The organism is Streptomyces sp. NPDC057638, assembly GCF_042800315.1.
GTDB lineage: Bacteria > Actinomycetota > Actinomycetes > Streptomycetales > Streptomycetaceae > Streptomyces.
The window spans coordinates 1-17,516 of record NZ_JBHVHF010000168.1; the positions used below are offsets into that span (position 1 = coordinate 1).

Below are 17,516 nucleotides of genomic sequence, written 5' to 3' on the forward strand. Positions count from 1 at the left end.
GCCCCGTCCCGGGGCGGGCCGTCACAGGGGGTCAGCGGGAGCGCTTGACGGGCTTGGGCTTGGCGAAGCCGATGTTCTCGTAGCGGGGCGGGGCGAAGCCGAACGCCCCGGCGTTCCGTACCTTCGGCTTCACCGCCACCAGCTCCGGCCGCTGGAACAGCGGCACCGACCCGGCGGCGGCCCAGATCCGCGCGTCCGCCCGCCGCACCAGCTCGCGTGCCTCCTTCTCGTCCAGTTCGGCGGCGGCCTGCTCGAAGAGCTGGTCGATGTAGTCGGTACCGACACGGGTGTAGTTCTGCTCCACGAGCAGGGAGCCGTCGCTGGCGGGCTTGGGCTTGGCGAAGACGGGCCGGGCGTCGGTCGCCGGGTAGGCGGTGGCGGGCCAGGAGTAGAGCGCGAGATCGTACTGGCCCGACGCGATGTGGTCCTTGAAGTAGCTCGCGTCCGAGACCTGGACGACCTCGGTCTGGATCCCGATCGCGTCGAGCATCCGGACGATCCGCTCCCCCACCGTCCGCAGCGACTCCGAGCCGGGTCCCGACGGGAGGACGAACCGCAGGTTGAGCGGTTTGCCGTCCTTGCCGAGCCGCCCTCCGGCGGCGACGGGGGCCGCGCTGCCGGCCGGGGCGGGGGCCGCCGTACCGGCCGGGGCGTAGGCGCCCGCGACTCCGCTCTTGGCGTCCCTGCGGTCGCTGGAGTCGGTGGCGTAGGCGGCGGCCCGAGGCTGGACGGAGAGGTCCTGGTAGAGCGCGGGGGCCGGGGCCAGTACCTGCGTACCGTCGGCGACGGCGGCGGTGTCGTCGACGATATACAGACCGTCGTCGGCGGCGGGCCGGACCGCGGCCGGCAGCGGGCGGGTGAAGGCGACCGGCGAGAGCGCCGACCCGGGCATGGCCCGCGGCACGGCGTGCGGCGCGGTGGCACGCGGTCCCGGGTTCTTCTCGTCCTCCTCGCTGTCGAGGAGGCTGCCGCCGGAGTCGACGATCTCGTCCTGCTCCTCCGTGGAGGGGATGGGCGCGGGGCTGCCGCTGGGGCCCGCCTTCGCCGGGCGGGGCTGGCGCAGCGCGCCGCCGGGGACCCAGCCCGCGTCGGCGAGCAGGGCGCGCGCCTCCTGGGTGCTGTACTGGCCGAGCGCGCCGCTGTTGTCCGCGTAGGCGTACTGGCCCGCCAGCGCGAGATGGCTGCCGGGCGGACGGGCGGGGAGCCCGAGCGGGCGCAGCACGGCCTCGGCCAGCTCGCCCCGGTCGATGGCGCGGACGACGGCCCGGCGGACCCGGTCGTCGGCGAGCGGCCCGGACTCGCCGTTCAGCGCGAGCTGGGTGTAGGCGGGCTCCAGGGATCTGCGGACCAGATAGCCCCGCAGCGTCCTCTGTTCGGTGGTGTAGCCGCGGACGGCGGCCGCGTTGCGGCGGACGGCGGTCTGCGCCGCCTCGGCGAGTTCCTCGTCCGAGCCGTTGGCCTGGGCCCAGAGCCGGAGCTGGGCGGAGGGCGAGAGGGCCGGCCCGAGCGCGCGCGGCGCTCCGGCCAGGGCGCCGTCGGGGCCGTGGGCGGGCGGACGCGGACCGGTCGCGCCCTTGTTCCGTACGGACAGGGCGATGCGGTCGGCGATCGAGCGGTCGATCTCGGCCACGTCCACGGTCGCGGCGGCCAGCGCGGCGGCCCGCTTCTCCCGGGGGACGGCGGTGAGGACCAGGGAGTCCAGTTTGGCGGGCTCACCCCACCAGCGCGGGTTGCGGGCGAGGGTGACGGTGCCGCGCTTGCGGTCCAGGCCGGCGATCCGGAAGGGGCCCGCCGTGGCCTTGAGCTCGGTGCGCGCGCCGTCGTTGAAGGAGGCCGGGGTCCCGGTCACCTCCTTCGGGTAGAGCGGGGTGAACAGGGAGCGCCAGTCGGCGTAGGGCTTCTTGAAGGTGACCTTGACCTCCAGGTCGTTGGCGCCCTTCTGGATCTCCTCGATCCGGTCGTACCCGGCGTTGCGCGCGGTCCAGTAGGCGGTGTCCTTGCCGCTGAGGGCCCGCCACTGGGCGACGAAGTCGGGGGCGCCGATCTCCCGGCCGTTGCTCCAGACCGCCTTCTGGTCGAGCTTGTAGAGGACGACCTGGCGGGGCTCGCGGTCGACGACCTTCGCCGACTCCAGGAAGTCGGGGTGGCGCTGGGGGCGGCCCTTCTCGTCGAGGGTGAAGAGCGCGGGGAGCACCGCCTGGGCGACCCGGCCGGTGACGGCGTCGGCGTCGGCCTGGAAGGTGTTGAGCGTGGTCGGCATGGCGTCGACCGCCCAGCGCAGGGTTCCGCCGTCGGCGACCTCGTCCCGGGCGGTCGCCGCGATGTCCTGGGGCGCGGCGTCGCCGGTCCCGGAGTCATCGGCGCCGCACCCGGTGAGGGCGGGCAGCGCGAGCACCCCGCCGGCGAGCAGCGCCATGGAGCGGAGGGTGCGGGAGGAGGGCCCCGTGACCTGGGACATGGGCTGTACCTCTCCATCCATTACATGAAGTCTCATGCTTCTTGCGGATCTCTATGCATTCCATGTGTTCACAAAGATCTGCACTGATTCACATGGATTTGGGATGATCACACTGGCTCCGCCTCACTGAAGAGGACGAAAGTGTGCGGGGGGCGCAGACACGGCGCTATCGCCTCGTAACGTCACCCGGGCGGCCCAGGGGGCCCTCCCGCGAACACGGACCAAAGCGGAGAAAATGGATCCCTCTTAGCGGATCAACGGCCAGGGATGCGGCGTCAACGCGGACGGGCTGGTCACGTGCGCCCCCTTCCCAAGCGGGATGTGACGCGCGACACTCGCAGGCGCGTGAAACGACGCCACCCGCACCCCTGCGGAAGTGAGGACACGTCATGTCCCAGCAGGAAGACCTGACCGCGTTGCAGCGGCGCCTCGATGAGCTGGTCCAGCGCGTCGGCGAGCTGGAGCACACCGTCGAACGGCTACGGGGCGCCGCGCACAACGGCGGCTCCACCGACCGGGCCGCGCGCGCGAGGGCCCTGGACCGTACGGAGCTGGTCACCATCCCCGACACCCCCTACAACCACGCCCTGTGGACGGACTCCGACGACGAGGGCCTCGGCCTCCGTGACCGTCACGCGCCCTGAGACCGGCGCTCGCGGGGCGGGGGCGGGTGCGTACCGGTCCCGTGCGTACGGGCTCGGTACGCACAGGGCCGGTACGCACAGGCTCGGTACGCACGGGCTCGGTACGCACAGGCTCGGTACGCACGGGCTCGGCGCCGGCAGGCCCGCGGCAGCCGTGCCGGTTCCGGCCCTCCCGGGACCGGCACGCCCCGCGCGACCGGGCCCGGCCCCCGCGTACCCCCGGACCGTCGTTCCCTGGCCGCGCCGCGCTGGAGAGACCACCGCGCGCGGCGCGCACCGGCGCCCCTGCGGCACGCACCGCTGTCCCGCACCACCCACCCCTCCCAAGGACAGGCCCCCTAGGAGAGCCCCTTGGCCACTGGCACCGAACCACCCCACATCCGCAGCGGCCCCACCGCGGGCCCCGACCCCGGCGCCGGCCCCCGTACCGGCGTCCACAGCGCCACCCGCGCCGCCATCGCCGCCCGCCATCTGCGCACCGACCGCTGGTGGCTCTCGCCCGCTCTGACGGCGGCCGGGCTGCTCGCCTTCATCGCGTACTCCACCTGGCGGGCCTTCGGCAACGCGGACTACTACGCGGCCCCGTACGTCTCCCCCTTCTACTCCCCCTGCCTCGCCGAGAACTGCGTCCCCATGAAGGGCGGCCCCAACTGGGAGATCTTCGGCAGCTGGTGGGGGCTCTCGCCCGCCCTGCTGATCCTGGTCTTCCCGCTCGGCTTCCGGCTGACCTGCTACTACTACCGCAAGGCGTATTACCGGGGCTTCTGGGCCTCGCCGCCCGCCTGCGCCGTCGCCGAGCCGCACCGTTCGTACAGCGGGGAGACCCGCTTCCCGCTGATCCTCCAGAACGTCCACCGGTACTTCTTCTACGCCGCGGTGCCGGTCGCCGGGATCCTCACGTACGACACCGTCCTCACCTTCCGGGACGAGCACTACGCCTGGGGACACATGGGGCTCGGAACGCTGATCTTCCTGGCGAACTCCGTCCTGATCTGGGCCTACACCCTCTCCTGCCACTCCTGCCGCCATATCGTCGGCGGACGGCTGCGCCACTTCTCCCGCCATCCGGTGCGCTACCGGTTCTGGGGCTGGGTCAGCGCCCTCAACGGCCGCCATATGCAGCTCGCCTGGGCGTCCCTGATCAGCGTCGCCCTCGCCGACTTCTACGTCTATCTCATCGCGTCCGGCGCCTTCGACGATCCGAGGTTCTTCTAGATGACCCAGCTCGAACGCCAGCAGTGGGACGTCGTGGTGGTGGGCGCGGGCGGGGCCGGTCTGCGCGCCGCCATCGAGGCCCGGTCCCAGGGCGCCCGTACGGCGGTGATCTGCAAGTCCCTCTTCGGCAAGGCCCACACCGTGATGGCCGAGGGCGGCGTCGCCGCCTCCATGGGCAATGTCAACGCGGGCGACAACTGGCAGGTCCACTTCCGTGACACCATGCGCGGCGGCAAGTTCCTCAACCAGTGGCGGATGGCCGAACTCCACGCCCAGGAGGCCCCCGACCGGGTCTGGGAGCTGGAGACCTGGGGCGCCCTCTTCGACCGCACCGCCGACGGACGCATCTCCCAGCGCAACTTCGGCGGCCATGAGTACCCCCGGCTCGCCCATGTCGGCGACCGCACCGGGCTGGAGCTGATCCGCACCCTCCAGCAGAAGATCGTCTCCCTCCAGCAGGAGGACAAGGCCGCCCTCGGCGACTACGAGGCCCGGCTGAAGGTCTTCCAGGAGTGCACCGTCACCCGGATCCTCAAGGACGGCGACCGGGTCGCCGGAACCTTCTGCTACGCCCGCGAATCCGGCCGCTTCTTCGTGCTGGAGGCCCCCTCCGTCGTCCTCGCCACCGGCGGGATCGGCAAGTCCTTCAAGGTGACCTCGAACTCCTGGGAGTACACCGGCGACGGCCAGGCCCTCGCGCTGCTGGCGGGCGCGCCCCTGGTGAACATGGAGTTCGTGCAGTTCCATCCGACCGGGATGGTCTGGCCGCCCTCGGTGAAGGGGATCCTCGTCACCGAGTCCGTGCGCGGCGACGGCGGGGTACTGCGCAACTCCGACGGCAAACGGTTCATGTTCGACTACATCCCCGAGGTCTTCAAGGAGAAGTACGCGCGGTCGGAGGAGGAGGGCGACCGCTGGTACGAGGACCCGGACAACAACCGCCGGCCGCCCGAACTGCTCCCCCGCGACGAAGTGGCCCGCGCCATCAACGAGGAGGTCAAGGCGGGCCGGGGCTCCCCGGCCGGAGGGGTCTTCCTCGATGTCTCCACCCGGATGCCCGCCGAGGTCATCCGGCGGCGGCTGCCCTCGATGTACCACCAGTTCAAGGAGCTGGCCGATGTCGACATCACCGCCGAGGCGATGGAGGTCGGCCCGACCTGCCACTACGTGATGGGCGGGATCGCCGTCGACTCCGACACCGCCGCCGCCCAGGGGGTACCCGGGCTCTTCGCCGCGGGCGAGGTCGCGGGCGGGATGCACGGCTCCAACCGGCTCGGCGGCAACTCCCTCTCCGACCTGCTCGTCTTCGGCCGCCGCGCCGGACTGCACGCGGCACGGTACGCGGCGGAGGGGCCCGCGGCCATGGTCGCCGACGACCAGGTGGAGGCCGCCGCCAGTGAGGCACTGCGGCCCTTCCACCCGGACGGCGACCTGGCCGAGGGGCCGATGGAGAACCCGTACACCCTGCACCAGGAACTCCAGCAGACCATGAACGACCTCGTCGGCATCATCCGCCGGGAGGGAGAGATGGAACAGGCCCTGGAGCGGCTGGCCGGGCTGCGCACCCGCGCGGCGCACTGCGGGGTGGAGGGGCACCGCCAGTTCAACCCGGGCTGGCACCTCGCCCTGGACCTGCGGAACATGCTGCTGGTCAGCGAATGCGTCGCCCGGGCCGCCCTGGAGCGCACCGAGAGCCGGGGCGGGCACACCCGCGAGGACCACCCGGTGATGGACCGCGCCTGGCGGCGGGTGAACCTGCTCTGCTCGCTCGCCGACCCGCACGGCGAGAAACCCGACCCCGCGCGCGACCAGATCGCGCTCACCCGTACCACCACCGAGCCCATCCGTCCCGATCTGCTCGCCCTCTTCGCGAGGGAAGAGCTGGTCAAGTACCTGGCCGAAGAGGAGCTTCCCGAGTGAGTGCGTACCAAGCCGCGTTCCGGGTGTGGCGGGGCGACCAGAACGGCGGCGGCCTGGCGGACTTCACCGTCGAGGTCAACGACGGCGAGGTCGTCCTCGACATCATCCACCGGCTCCAGGCCACCCAGGCGCCCGACCTCGCGGTCCGCTGGAACTGCAAGGCGGGCAAGTGCGGGTCGTGCAGCGCGGAGATCAACGGCAGGCCCCGGCTGATGTGCATGACCCGGATGTCCGTCTTCTCCCGGGAGGAGACGATCACGGTGACCCCGCTGCGGGCCTTCCCGGTCCAGCGGGACCTGGTCACCGATGTCTCCTTCAACTACACCAAGGCCCGTGAGGTGCCCTCCTTCGTGCCGCCGCCCGGCGTGGCGGCGGGCGAGTACCGGATGCGGCAGGTCGATGTGGACCGCTCCCAGGAGTTCCGCAAGTGCATCGAGTGCTTCCTGTGCCAGGACACCTGCCATGTCGTCCGTGACCACGAGGAGAACAAGACCGCCTTCGCGGGACCGCGCTTCCTGATGCGGGTGGCCGAACTGGACATGCACCCGCTGGACGCGGCGGACTCGGCGGGACTGGACCGCAAACGGACCGCGCAGGAGGAGCACGGGCTGGGCTACTGCAACATCACCAAGTGCTGTACGGAGGTGTGCCCGGAGGGGATCAAGATCACGGACAACGCGCTGATCCCGCTGAAGGAGCGAGCGGTGGACCGCAAGTACGACCCGCTGGTCTGGCTCGGCTCCAAGATCCTCCGCCGCCCCAGCTCCTGACCCGGCCGGGCGGGCTCACCCCGTGGTGGGCCCGCCCCACCTCGCGGACCAGGGCGTGTCCATGGACCGGCCCGCGAGGGGGTTCAGAACATGCTGAGGAGCTGGTCGATGGTGGGTTCGGTGGCGGGGTCACCGTCCGGGAGCCCCAGCTCGAACCAGACCGTCTTCCCCCGCGGCGTCCTTCTCGACCCCCATGCCGCGCTCAGCAGCCCCACCAGCTGCAACCCCCGCCCGCCCTCGTCCGTGTCCCGCGCCCGCCGCCGCCGCGGCTGTACCAGCCCCGAGTCCCAGACCTCGCACACCAGCGTCCGCTCCTTGAGCAGCCGCAGGCGTATCTCGCCCTCCCCGTACCGCAGGGCGTTGGTGACGAGTTCGCTCACCAGCAGTTCGACGGTGTCGACCAGGGGCTCCAGCCCCCAGGAGGCCAGCAGGGCGCGGGAGAGTTCCCGGGCGCGGCCGACCGAGCGGGGTTCGCGCGGCAGGACCCAGTCGCCGACGGCCTCCTGGGGCAGTCCTCGTACCCGGGCCATCAGCAGGGCGATGTCGTCCTCGCCATGGCGGGTGTCGAGGGTGGAGAGCACGTGGTCGCAGACGTCCTCCAGGGCCGCCGGGTGGGCGGGCTCGGTGAGCGCGGTACGGAAGGCGCGCAGTCCCTCGTCGAGCGGATGGTGCCGGGATTCGACCAGGCCGTCGGTGTAGAGGGCGAGGAGCGAGCCCTCCGGGACGTCGACCTCGACTTCCTCGAAGGGTTCGCCGCCGACGCCGAGCGGCATTCCCGGCGGCACATCGAGCAGCAGTGCCGCCTCCCCGGGTTCGACCAGGACGGGCGGCAGATGTCCGGCGTTGGCGAAGGTGCAGCGCCGGGTCACGGGGTCGTAGACGGCGTAGACGCAGGTGGCGAGGTACACCTCGGCGGGATCGGCCGGATCGGCGGGGCCGGCCGGATCGGTGAGCCCACCGCGTCCGGCCTCCCGGGTGCGGGGCGCGCCGCGCCCGGCCTGCTGGCGGCCGAGCGGGCTGCCGAGCCCCCGGGCGACCTCGTCGAGCGCGGAGAGCACCTCGGCGGGTTCGAGATCGAGCAGGGCCAGGGTCCGTACGGCGGTGCGCAGCTCGCCCATGGCGACGGCGGCCCGCAGTCCGCGGCCCATGACATCGCCGACGACGAGCGCGGTGCGGTGACCGGGCAGTTCGATGACGTCGAACCAGTCGCCGCCGACCTCGGTGGCCGTGGTGCCGGGCAGATAGCGGCAGGCGATGTCGAGTCCGGCCGCCTCGGGGTCGCCCGGGGGCAGCAGGCTGCGCTGGAGGATCAGTGCCCGCTCATGCTCCCGGCGGTAGAGGCGGGCGTTGTCGATACAGACGGCGGCCCGCGCGGCGAGCTCGACCGCGAGCGCCCGGTCGCGTTCGCCGAAGGGCTCGCTCCCCTTCGTCCGGGAGAACTGGACCAGTCCCACGACGGTGTCATGGGCGACCAGGGGCACGGCGAGGGTGGACTGGACGAGGGTGCCGTCCTTGCCGGGGATGGACTGGACCCGGGCGGTGCGCAGGGCGTTGGCGCAGGGGGAGGAGGAGGTGTAGCGGTGGACCTCGCCGACGGCGGTGGGGGTGCCGTCACGGGAGCCGCAGCCGGGGGTGGTGATCAGCGGGGCGTCGGAGACGGCGCTGGCGAAGGCGACCCGGCGCAGGGGGGCGCTCCCTCCGCCGTACGACTCGCCGTGGGCAGCGCCCGGCTGTCCCGGCGGGGTCTCGTCGCCGCTGAGGAGCCCCTGGTAGAGGTCGACGGAGGCGAGGTCGCAGAAGCCGGGGACGGCGACGTCGAGGAGTTCGCGGGCGGTGGTCTCCAGATCGAGGGAGTTGCCGATGCGGGCGCTGGCCTCGTTGAGGAGCGCCAGGTTGCGCCGGGCGCTGGCCGCCTCGCGGGCGGCGACATGCCGCCGGGTCACATCGGTGCCTATGCCCGCCACGCCGATGGGCCGTCCGGAGGCGCTGTGCACCCGGTAGAGGTTGACGGACCAGTGGCGGCGTTCGGCGCTGCGCGCGGTGGTGCCGACGAGCTGGAGGTCGAGCGCGGACTCACCGGTCTCCAGGACGCGGCGCAGGGAGGCCGCCATCCGGTCGGCCTCGGACCGGCTGAGGTAGTCATGCACGGTACGTCCGCACTGCTCCTCCACGGTGCCGCCGAAGAGGGAGGCGAAGCGCTGGTTGGCACGGCGGACCCTGAGGTCGGTACCGAAGAGCAGAAACCCAAAAGGGGATTGGCCGAATATGGACTGTGCGGCGGCCAGCTCCGTCTCAATGGACCGCAGGGCGCGGACATCGACGACGATACAGAGCGCGGCCCGCTCCCCGGCCTCCGTCTCACTCGGCATGACATAGACCTCGGCGACCCCTTGCGGCCCGTGACCCCCAGGGGCACGGAAGGGCACCAGGCCCGTCCACTCCTTGCCGTCGAGGATCTCCGCGATCTGACGGCGACCGCGTGAGCGCAGGTCAGGGGGGAGAAGCAGCTCGATCGGGTCCTTGCCGCGCACCTCGGCCGCGGTCAGCCCGAAGAGGTCCACGGCGCGCGCGCTCCACTGGTCCACCAGCCCATCGGGCCCGACCGAGAAGGACGCGACCTTGATGTAGTCATAGATCGAGCCAGGCGGGCTGCTCTGCCACAGGGCACCGCTCGTCGTCTCAGAAGTCTCGCTCACGCGACCGTCCCCTCCAGCTCACCGCACCGGACCGGCCATGACCGCAGTATTCAGCACTACGGCCCTGGTGGACACGGCGTTCACGATCACATCACGGTCTCGTTCATTTTGCGCCGCCCCGGCCGTGATCGTTGTTCCTTCACACTTTTAACCGGTGAGAGCGAGCTCGAACCACACGGTCTTGCCCGTTCTGCCCCGTCTGGTACCCCAGCGCTGGGAGGAGTCGGCGACCAGTTGGAGCCCGCGACCGCGTTCGTCGTCGGGGGCCGCGTCCCGCTCGGTCGGCGGATCCGGCAGCGGGTCGGAGACCTCGACCAGCAGGGAGGGCGAATCCTCACCGTGCCGCTCCAGCCGCACGCCGATGGGGCCGTAGGCGTACCGCAGCGAGTTGGTCACCAGTTCGCTGACGAGCAGGACGGTGGTGTCACCCACCGCCGGGTCCAGGCCCCAGGAGCGCAGGGTGTCGCGGACCGCGTGACGCGCGGTGCGCACGGCGCCCGCCTCGGCGGGGAAGGTCCATTCGGCACGGACGCCGTCGGTGTCGATCACGCCGCTCACTTCCGGAACCAGCAGCAGAGCCGTGCCCCTTTTCGGGGATCTAGTACGGATATACCCGGCATAGTGGCTCGGGTATCCCCCTGGACCCGGTGGGCCACCCGTTCCTCCCACGTACCTCGTCGCCTTCCCTCTGATCCCGCGTTCATGCCACGCCCATCCGGGCTACGGTCCAACGCTTCGGCCCACCCTGATCGGCCCGGATCCACCCGGCCCCCGCCCCGATCACCGCCGTCGCCTCCCGCCGGCCCCCGGTCCACCCGGGTCAGCCCCGGGCCCCCTCCCGCAGCAGCCGAGCCGCCTCGGCGACGGCGGGAAGGTCCTGGTCGAGCCAGTCCACCGTGTGCGTCTCCTCGGGCCCCAGCCAGCGCAGCTCGTCATGGTCCTCCAGCGGCCGGGGCTCGCCGGAGAGCAGTCGTACCGCCCAGACCTGGAGGACATAGCCGGGCTTGAGGGGCCACTCGCCCGGGATCCGCTCCACCGGTTCGGTCTCGACGCCCAGCTCCTCGCGCAGCTCGCGCACCAGCGCCTCCTCCGGGCGCTCGCCCGGTTCCAGCTTTCCCCCGGGGAGCTCCCAGCGTCCGGCGAGTTCCTCCGGGGCGCTGCGGCGCGCGGCGAGCAGTCTGCCCCGGTCGAACACGGCTCCGGCCACGACCATGCGTTCTGTCATGCGCCGGAGCGTACTGCCGCGTGCGGGCGGGGACCGCGCGGGGTACCGGGCGCTCCCGGCGTGCCGGGCGCCGCGCACGCCCCACCGCCGTACGCCCCCGAAGCGGGGCCCGCCGCCGTACGCCCCCCGAACTGCGCCCCGTCACCACGCCCGGGAGAAGCCGCGGGCCCGTTCCCTCCGGCCGCGCGGGGAACCCGAGAGCCATGCGAACGGACGAGGAAAGGGGCGCGAACGGACCGGACAGAGGAGGCGAACGGACCAGAGGGCGGGCGTCACCCCGGGTGCCGGAGGTCAGGCCCGCCGGGTGTGCGCCGGAGGCGCCGCGCGCCCCGGGTGTGGCGGCGGACCGGGGCCCGTCACCACGCCCGGGGCGCGCCATCGCCATCCGGAGGCCCACCGCACGCCGGGCCCGTGCGCCACCGAAGGGGCGGACGGCACCGAGGGGGCGGACGGCACTCACACCCCGACGCGACGCGCGGGACTCACGCCCCGAGGCGCTCCACCCGGTAGAGCGGCCGGTGCCCCTCACCGCAGAGGGAGTCGGCCTGTCTGCGCGCCTCGTCCTCCGTCGCGTATCTCCCGACGCGGTAGCGGTTGCCGTTGTCCTCCTGCCGTATGAGGAGCCAGGGGAGTACGGGACTGCCGTCGTTCATCGCTCGCCTCCGTCCGTCGGCGCGCACAGGGCTGATGATCTCCGGGAAACCGCAACATGCATATGCCGGAGCCTACGCCTGACCTTCACGGAGCGGATACGGCTTTATACAAAGAGATAGGAAAGAGGAGGCGCACTCGCCGGAGCGCCCCGGCGCATCCGGCCCCCGGCGCCGCGCCGCGCACCACCCCCGCTCCGCTCGCGCACCGCGCGTACGCCCCCCGACCGCCCCCCACGCACGCCACCGGGTCACCGGGTCACCGGGTCACCGGGCGCCGGGGTCGCGACGCGGCCCCGCACCGGTCCACCCCGTACACCGCCTCACCGCACCGGCAGGTGGTACGAGAGGCGGTAGCGGTCGGCCGGGACCACCAGGTCGGCCGTCTCGACCGGGCGGCCGGAGGCATAGAAGGTGCGGGCCACCACGACGACGACATGGCCCGGGACGCCGCCGAGGGCCAGCAGTTCCTCGGCGAGCCCGGGACGGGCGCCGACCTCCTCGGCGACGTTGTCGACGACGACGCCGATGGCGGCCATCCGCTCCACCACCCCGCAGCCGCCGAGCGGCCCCTCCTCGGGGAGCATCACCGGGGTGCGCCCCGTCACGGCGAGGGGCTCCCAGGAGGTGGAGAGCATCATCGTCTCGCCGCCGTCACGGAAGACATACCGGGTGCGCATCACCCGCTCCCCCGGGTCGACATCGAGCCGGGCGGCGACCTCGCGGTCGGCCCGCGCCTGCTGGCTGCTGGACTCCCAGGCGCCGCGGACACCGTCGGCCGACTGCTCCTGACGGAAGGGAGTGGCCCCGCCCGCGGGCCGGAAGCCCGAGCGGGCGATCCGGCGGGGCACGGGGCGTTCGCGGACATAGGTGCCGGATCCGGAGCGGCCCTCGACCAGACCCTCCGCCATGAGCACCTTGCGGGCCTCCAGCGCGACGGTGTCCGAGACTCCGTACTCCTCGCGGATACGGGCCTGGGAGGGGAGACGGGTGTGGGGCGGCAGTGAACCGCTGACGATTTTCTGACGGAGATCGCTGGCCACTCGCAGATAGGCGGGCTGTTCACCGAAGACCACGGACCACTCCCCTCACATTGACAGACAGCAACAGCCTGGCAACCCACGGTTGTTGGCCGCAACCAAAGGCCACAGCTTCACCCGAAGTGATGACATCAGCTCACCGGGGCCCTCCCCGAGAAGCAGAGAAGGGGACTTATCTCCCGTACCCACCTTTATGGCCGAGGCGGTGGATCCTTCCGGCTCCGACCCATTGCGCTCAAAGGTCCAGACCAATACGGTCCTCCTCACTGCACGACGCCCGTTCACGGAGACGTTCCGGCGGCCGCACCCGCCGGAGCTCACACAGGAATGAGTCACATGCGTCGAACAACCCTTGTCCGCACGGCGGTCGCGACCAGCTCGCTGGCCCTGCTCGCCACCCTCGCGCCCACGGCCGTCGCCGAGCCCGCCGGGGTGGAGGCGACCGCGAAGACCAGCGCGACCTCGGGACGGAGTGCCGCCGTCGCCTCCACCCATGACGATGGCGATGACGATGACCGCCGCTCCTACAAGCGCATCGGCTACTTCACCCAGTGGGGCATCTACGGCCGCGACTTCCAGGTCAAGGACCTGGACACCAACGGCCAGGCGGCCAAGCTGACCCACATCAACTACGCCTTCGGCAACGTCAGCGCCGACGGCCGCTGCTTCATCGACGGCGGCCCGCCCGGTGAGAGCGACTCCTGGGCCGACTACAAGCGCCCGGTCCCCGCCGCGGACTCCGTCGACGGCGTCGGCGACAACGACACCCAGCGCCTCGCGGGCTCCTTCAACGAACTGCGGGAACTCAAGGCCAAGCACCCCGGCCTCAAGGTGATGATCTCGCTGGGCGGCTGGAGCTGGTCCACGCACTTCTCCGACGCGGTCCTCACCGCCGAGAAGCGCAAGAAGCTCGTCTCCTCCTGCGTCGACCTCTACATCAAGGGCAACCTGCCCGCGGACGGCGCGCGGGGCGGCCAGGGCTCGGCCGCCGGGCTCTTCGACGGCATCGACGTCGACTGGGAGTGGCCGGGCTCCTCGGGCGACGACGACACCGTCTTCCGCCCCGAGGACAAGCAGAACTTCACCGCGCTGATCCGCGAGTTCCGGGTACAGCTCGACGCGTACGCGAAGACGCAGGGCAAGCGCAAGCACTACGACCTCAGCGCCTATGTACCGACCGCGCCCGCCAAGATCGACGCGGGGTTCGAGGTCCGGAAGCTGATGAAGGACTTCGACTTCGTCAACCTCCAGGGCTACGACTTCCACGTCTCGGGTGAGAAGACCACGGCCCAGCAGTCGGCGCTCTACGCCCGCGGCGACTTCAGCGTCCACCAGACCGTCACGGACTGGCTCAAGCGCGGCGCGCCCGCCCACAAGCTGGTGATGGGCATCCCGATGTACGGACAGGGCTGGACCGGTGTCACCGGCGGCGGCGACGGCATGGGCCAGCCCGCCGCGCGCCCCGCGCCCGCGACCTACTCACCGGGGTACGAGGACTACAAGGCGCTGAAGAAGCTGGTCGCGTCGGGCACGTACAAGGTGCACCGGAAGCACGGCCAGGCCTGGATCTTCGACGGCACCACGCTGTGGACCTACGACGACCCCAAGGTGCTGCGCGCCAAGACCGAGTACATCCGTGAGAACGGTCTGGGCGGCGCGATGTTCTGGTCCCTCGACGGGGACACCGCGGACGGCGAGCTGATGAGGACCGTCGACCGCGGACTCGGCCGCCGCTGACGCGGCACGGCGCGACCCGGTACCGGGGGCCGGGTCGCGCCCTTTGAACGAGGCCGGTGCTCGGGGCTGTCGGTGGCCCGGGGCACCGGCCTCTCGCGCGTGCCGGTGCGGGATGGCGTGTGCCGGGATGGCGTCACGTGCAGGGGCGGGCCCGGCTCTGGGAGCGCACGTCCACAGGCCGGCGAGAAGCCCCATGAACCCCCGCGCCCGCCCCTTCAGGAGACGCCCCCTGAAGGAGACGCCCCCTTCAGGACGAACGTTCCGGATCGGCCGCCGGTTCGGTCCGCAGCCCCAGTCCCTTCCGTACCGCCAGTTCCGTCGGCTGCCGCAGGCTCTTCTGCCCCGCCAGCACATGCCCGCGGAACGCCTCCTCGCTCCGCGCCCGCTGCGCGCGCTCATAGTGCGCGCGGGCCTGGTCGAACTCCTGCGCCCGCTCGGCGATCGGCTCCTCGACACCCGGGGCCCAGGTGGCGGAGCGCAGGGCGTCGCCCTGGGTGCCGAGGGTGTCGGACATCCGCCCGGCCCAGGCGCGAAGCGGCGTGAGCGCGTCCGCTCCGCGCGCGACGGGCTCGTCGGCGGCGGCCCGGCCGACCCCGCTCTCCGCCCGCAGATAGGCGAGTTGGGGGGCCTTCAGCGTGGTCGCGTCGCCGCGCAGCGAACCCGTCACCCGGTACCCCATGGAGTGGGCATATCCGCAGGTGACGGTCCGGTCGCCCTGGTCCCAGCTCTCCTCGGTGGGCAGGTAGTAGTACGCCTCCATGCCGTCGTGGATCGCCCAGGGGTCGAGGGCGTACTCCCCGTTGGTGGCGGTGCAGTGCCGGTCGGCCTGCTCCTCGATCCGCGTGGCGCCGGGGAAGGTCTTGCCGGTGAGGGTGAACGAGCCGGTGATCTCGGCCTCGTGGCGCGTGTCGCAGTCGACGACGTCGACCGTCGCGCTGACGCTCTCCTCCGGCGAGTCACCGGGGATGTTGAGGCAGTCGCCCGTCCGCAGATCCATGGTGCTGCGGACGCCGGCCCCCTCCTCCATGCCCTCCTGGAAGCCGTCCCAGAGGCTCCGGAAGCCTCCGGTGAACAGCAGCACCAGCGCCAGCAGCGTACTGACCGCGGAGAGCGAGACCCCGGCGACGGCCAGGCCCCGCCCGCGCTGCCCCTTCGCCGTGATCTGCCGCAGGGCGACGGTCCCGAGGACCAGTCCGAGCGGCGGGAGGCAGCAGACGATGCCGGTGACCAGCGAGGCGATGGAGAGGCCGTTGACGGACGGGGGCGGTGGCGGGGGCGGCGGATACCCCGGTACCGCCCCGGGGAAGCTCTGCTGCGGATGGTAGGCCGGATGCGGCTGGTAGGCCGGGTGCGGCGTTCCCTCCCCCGGGGGCTGCGCGTTCGGCTGCGGTCCACCGGGCGGTGTCGGGTCCACGGAGTGATGCTCCTCATCGGTTCTTCGGTGGCGCTCATCGTATGAACACACCATCCATAGCGCGTCGATAGGACATCACCGGGGTGGTTCACCCCTGTGTGTCGCGTCACTCACCGGGCTGCCATGGTGACGTTCCATGACCACCTACCTCTGCTCGCTCTGTGGCCTCGGCGCCCCCGTCGCGACCGCCTCCTGGCGCTGCCCCCGCTGCCAGGGCCCCTGGGACCTCGGCTTCACCGCCGACCCGGTCCCGGCGGCGGAGCTGCCCGGCCGGGTCAACTCGCTCTGGCGGTACCGCGAGGCCCTGCCGCTCACCGCCCCGACCGTGTCGCTGGGAGAAGGCCGCACCCCTCTCGTACCGCTGACCGCGCACGTCAGCGCGAAGCTCGACTATCTGATGCCGACCCTGTCCTTCAAGGACCGGGGCGCGGTGATGCTGGCCGAACTGGCGCGGACCCTGGCGCCCCGGCGGGTCATCGCGGACAGCAGCGGCAACGCGGGGACGTCGGTCGCCGCGTACTGCGCCCGCGCGGGCCTGCCGTGCACGGTCTACGTCCCCGAGGGGACCTCAGCGAAGAAGTGCGAGCAGATCCGGGCACACGGCGCACGGCTGGAGACCGTACCGGGCGACCGGGAGACCACCGCCGAGGCCGCCCGCGCCGCCGCCGGCACACCCGGCACCTTCTACGCCAGCCATGTGTACAACCCGTACTTCCTGCACGGCACCAAGACCTACGTCTACGAGCTGTGGGAGGACCTCGGTGGCACCCTGCCCGACACCCTGGTCCTCCCCGTCGGCAACGGGACGCTGCTGCTCGGCGCCGCCCTCGCCGTCGGCGAGCTGTACGAGCACGGGCTGATCACCCGCAGGCCGACCCTGACCGCCGTACAGGCAGAGGCGGCGGCCCCCCTCGCGGCGGCCTTCCACGCGGGCGCCGACGACCTCCTCGACGACGGCCCGGCGATCGGCCCGACCCTCGCCGAGGGCATCGCGATCCCCCGCCCGCCCCGGGCCCGCGCGATCCTGCGCGCGGTACGGGAGTCGGGGGGCACCTTTCTGACGGTCCCGGAGGACCGCGTCCGGGCCGCCCAGCGCGACCTCGCCGCCCGGGGCCTCTTCGTGGAGGCGACGGGTGTGGCGTGCTGGGCGGCGGCCGGAGACCGTACGGAGGGAACGGCGGTGGTCCCCCTCTGCGGCGCGGGGGCGAAGACGGGGCTGGTCTGAACGGACCCGGCGGGGAAACGGAGGCGCGTCGGCACCGCGCGGAAGGCTCGGCGTCCTATGGCGGCCCCCGCCCCTCGGGCGGATGATCGCCCCATGAGACGCAGGACGACCGCATGACGCGCGGGACGACCGCATGACGCGCGGGACGACGGTATGAAGCGCGGGACGACCGCATGAAGCGCGGGACGAGCGTCGTCAACCTCAAGGGTCACCGCGACGACCCCGCCTACGCGGACGTCGTCTATGTGGGCCGCCCCATGCACCGCGGCGGCTGGCACCTGGACGGCTCCCCCCTGGCCTGCCCCTACCGTCCGGGCCCGGACGGCACCCGCGAGGAGGTCGTGGAGCAGTACCGCGCGTATCTCCTCGCCCGGCCCGAGCTGTTGCGACTCCTGCCGGAGCTCCGCGGCCACCGCCTGGGCTGCTGGTGCGCCCCGCTGCCGTGCCACGCCGAGGTGATCGCGGAACTGGCGGACGCCGGCCGGACGTGAGGGCGGGGCCATGGGCGCGTCCGCCCATGGC

The 17,516-nt window shown here is 72.3% G+C and carries 14 protein-coding genes; 7 read left to right on the forward strand and 7 right to left on the reverse strand.

All coding sequences use genetic code 11. The features are described 5' to 3' along the window. Window positions 1–31 precede the first annotated feature (31 nt). Window positions 32–2,458, reverse strand: a complete 2,427-nt coding sequence (locus ACFVIM_RS21750) for an ABC transporter family substrate-binding protein (RefSeq protein ID WP_384303645.1) — start codon at window positions 2,456–2,458, stop codon at window positions 32–34. A 389-nt stretch (window positions 2,459–2,847) separates the two neighbouring features. Here ACFVIM_RS21750 and ACFVIM_RS21755 point away from each other — a divergent pair, with 389 nt between their 5' ends. The 4 genes from ACFVIM_RS21755 (at window position 2,848) to ACFVIM_RS21770 (ending at window position 7,007) form a co-directional block, all read left to right on the forward strand. Further along, window positions 2,848–3,102 (forward strand): hypothetical protein, encoded by a 255-nt coding sequence (locus tag ACFVIM_RS21755; RefSeq protein WP_384303647.1) that lies wholly within the window; start codon window positions 2,848–2,850, stop codon window positions 3,100–3,102. 351 nt (window positions 3,103–3,453) lie between these two features. Then, entirely contained in the window at window positions 3,454–4,317 is an 864-nt protein-coding gene (locus ACFVIM_RS21760) for a hypothetical protein (RefSeq protein ID WP_384303649.1), read from the forward strand. After that, entirely contained in the window at window positions 4,318–6,237 is a 1,920-nt protein-coding gene (locus tag ACFVIM_RS21765) for a fumarate reductase/succinate dehydrogenase flavoprotein subunit (protein ID WP_384303651.1), read from the forward strand. It begins immediately after the preceding gene. Beyond that, window positions 6,234–7,007 (forward strand): succinate dehydrogenase/fumarate reductase iron-sulfur subunit, encoded by a 774-nt coding sequence (locus tag ACFVIM_RS21770; RefSeq protein WP_384303653.1) that lies wholly within the window; start codon window positions 6,234–6,236, stop codon window positions 7,005–7,007. Before ACFVIM_RS21765 ends, ACFVIM_RS21770 begins: the two co-directional genes overlap by 4 nt. Window positions 7,008–7,090: 83 nt before the next feature. Here ACFVIM_RS21770 and ACFVIM_RS21775 read toward each other — a convergent pair whose 3' ends face one another. The 5 genes from ACFVIM_RS21775 to ACFVIM_RS21795 all read right to left on the reverse strand — a co-directional run bounded on the left by ACFVIM_RS21775 (window position 7,091) and on the right by ACFVIM_RS21795 (window position 12,654). Then, window positions 7,091–9,670, reverse strand: coding sequence for a SpoIIE family protein phosphatase (locus tag ACFVIM_RS21775; RefSeq protein WP_384303671.1), 2,580 nt, complete (start codon window positions 9,668–9,670; stop codon window positions 7,091–7,093). A gap of 180 nt (window positions 9,671–9,850) precedes the next feature. Then, window positions 9,851–10,261 carry an ATP-binding protein gene (locus tag ACFVIM_RS21780; RefSeq protein WP_384303655.1) on the reverse strand — a complete coding sequence of 137 codons (411 nt, stop codon included), beginning with the start codon at window positions 10,259–10,261 and terminating at the stop codon, window positions 9,851–9,853. A gap of 262 nt (window positions 10,262–10,523) precedes the next feature. Next, complete coding sequence (locus ACFVIM_RS21785) at window positions 10,524–10,928, reverse strand: (deoxy)nucleoside triphosphate pyrophosphohydrolase (RefSeq protein ID WP_384303657.1); 405 nt, start codon at window positions 10,926–10,928, stop codon at window positions 10,524–10,526. A 482-nt stretch (window positions 10,929–11,410) separates the two neighbouring features. Continuing rightward, the gene (locus tag ACFVIM_RS21790) at window positions 11,411–11,581 is read right to left on the reverse strand and encodes an SPOR domain-containing protein (RefSeq protein WP_384303659.1); all 171 of its coding nucleotides are present in this window, start codon (window positions 11,579–11,581) and stop codon (window positions 11,411–11,413) included. Between the two features lie 320 nt (window positions 11,582–11,901). Then, window positions 11,902–12,654, reverse strand: coding sequence for a GntR family transcriptional regulator (locus ACFVIM_RS21795; protein WP_384303661.1), 753 nt, complete (start codon window positions 12,652–12,654; stop codon window positions 11,902–11,904). Window positions 12,655–12,954: 300 nt separating this feature from the next. Here ACFVIM_RS21795 and ACFVIM_RS21800 point away from each other — a divergent pair, with 300 nt between their 5' ends. Then, the gene (locus ACFVIM_RS21800) at window positions 12,955–14,355 is read left to right on the forward strand and encodes a glycoside hydrolase family 18 protein (RefSeq protein ID WP_384303663.1); all 1,401 of its coding nucleotides are present in this window, start codon (window positions 12,955–12,957) and stop codon (window positions 14,353–14,355) included. Between the two features lie 247 nt (window positions 14,356–14,602). Here the strand turns inward: ACFVIM_RS21800 and ACFVIM_RS21805 are convergent, their stop codons facing one another. Beyond that, on the reverse strand, window positions 14,603–15,769 hold the full coding sequence (locus ACFVIM_RS21805; RefSeq protein ID WP_384303665.1) for a DUF4190 domain-containing protein: 1,167 nt from the start codon (window positions 15,767–15,769) through the stop codon (window positions 14,603–14,605). A 136-nt stretch (window positions 15,770–15,905) separates the two neighbouring features. Here ACFVIM_RS21805 and ACFVIM_RS21810 point away from each other — a divergent pair, with 136 nt between their 5' ends. Next, entirely contained in the window at window positions 15,906–16,994 is a 1,089-nt protein-coding gene (locus ACFVIM_RS21810) for a threonine synthase (protein WP_384303667.1), read from the forward strand. Window positions 16,995–17,167: 173 nt separating this feature from the next. After that, the gene (locus tag ACFVIM_RS21815) at window positions 17,168–17,485 is read left to right on the forward strand and encodes a DUF4326 domain-containing protein (protein WP_384303669.1); all 318 of its coding nucleotides are present in this window, start codon (window positions 17,168–17,170) and stop codon (window positions 17,483–17,485) included. The last annotated feature ends 31 nt before the right edge of the window (window positions 17,486–17,516 follow it).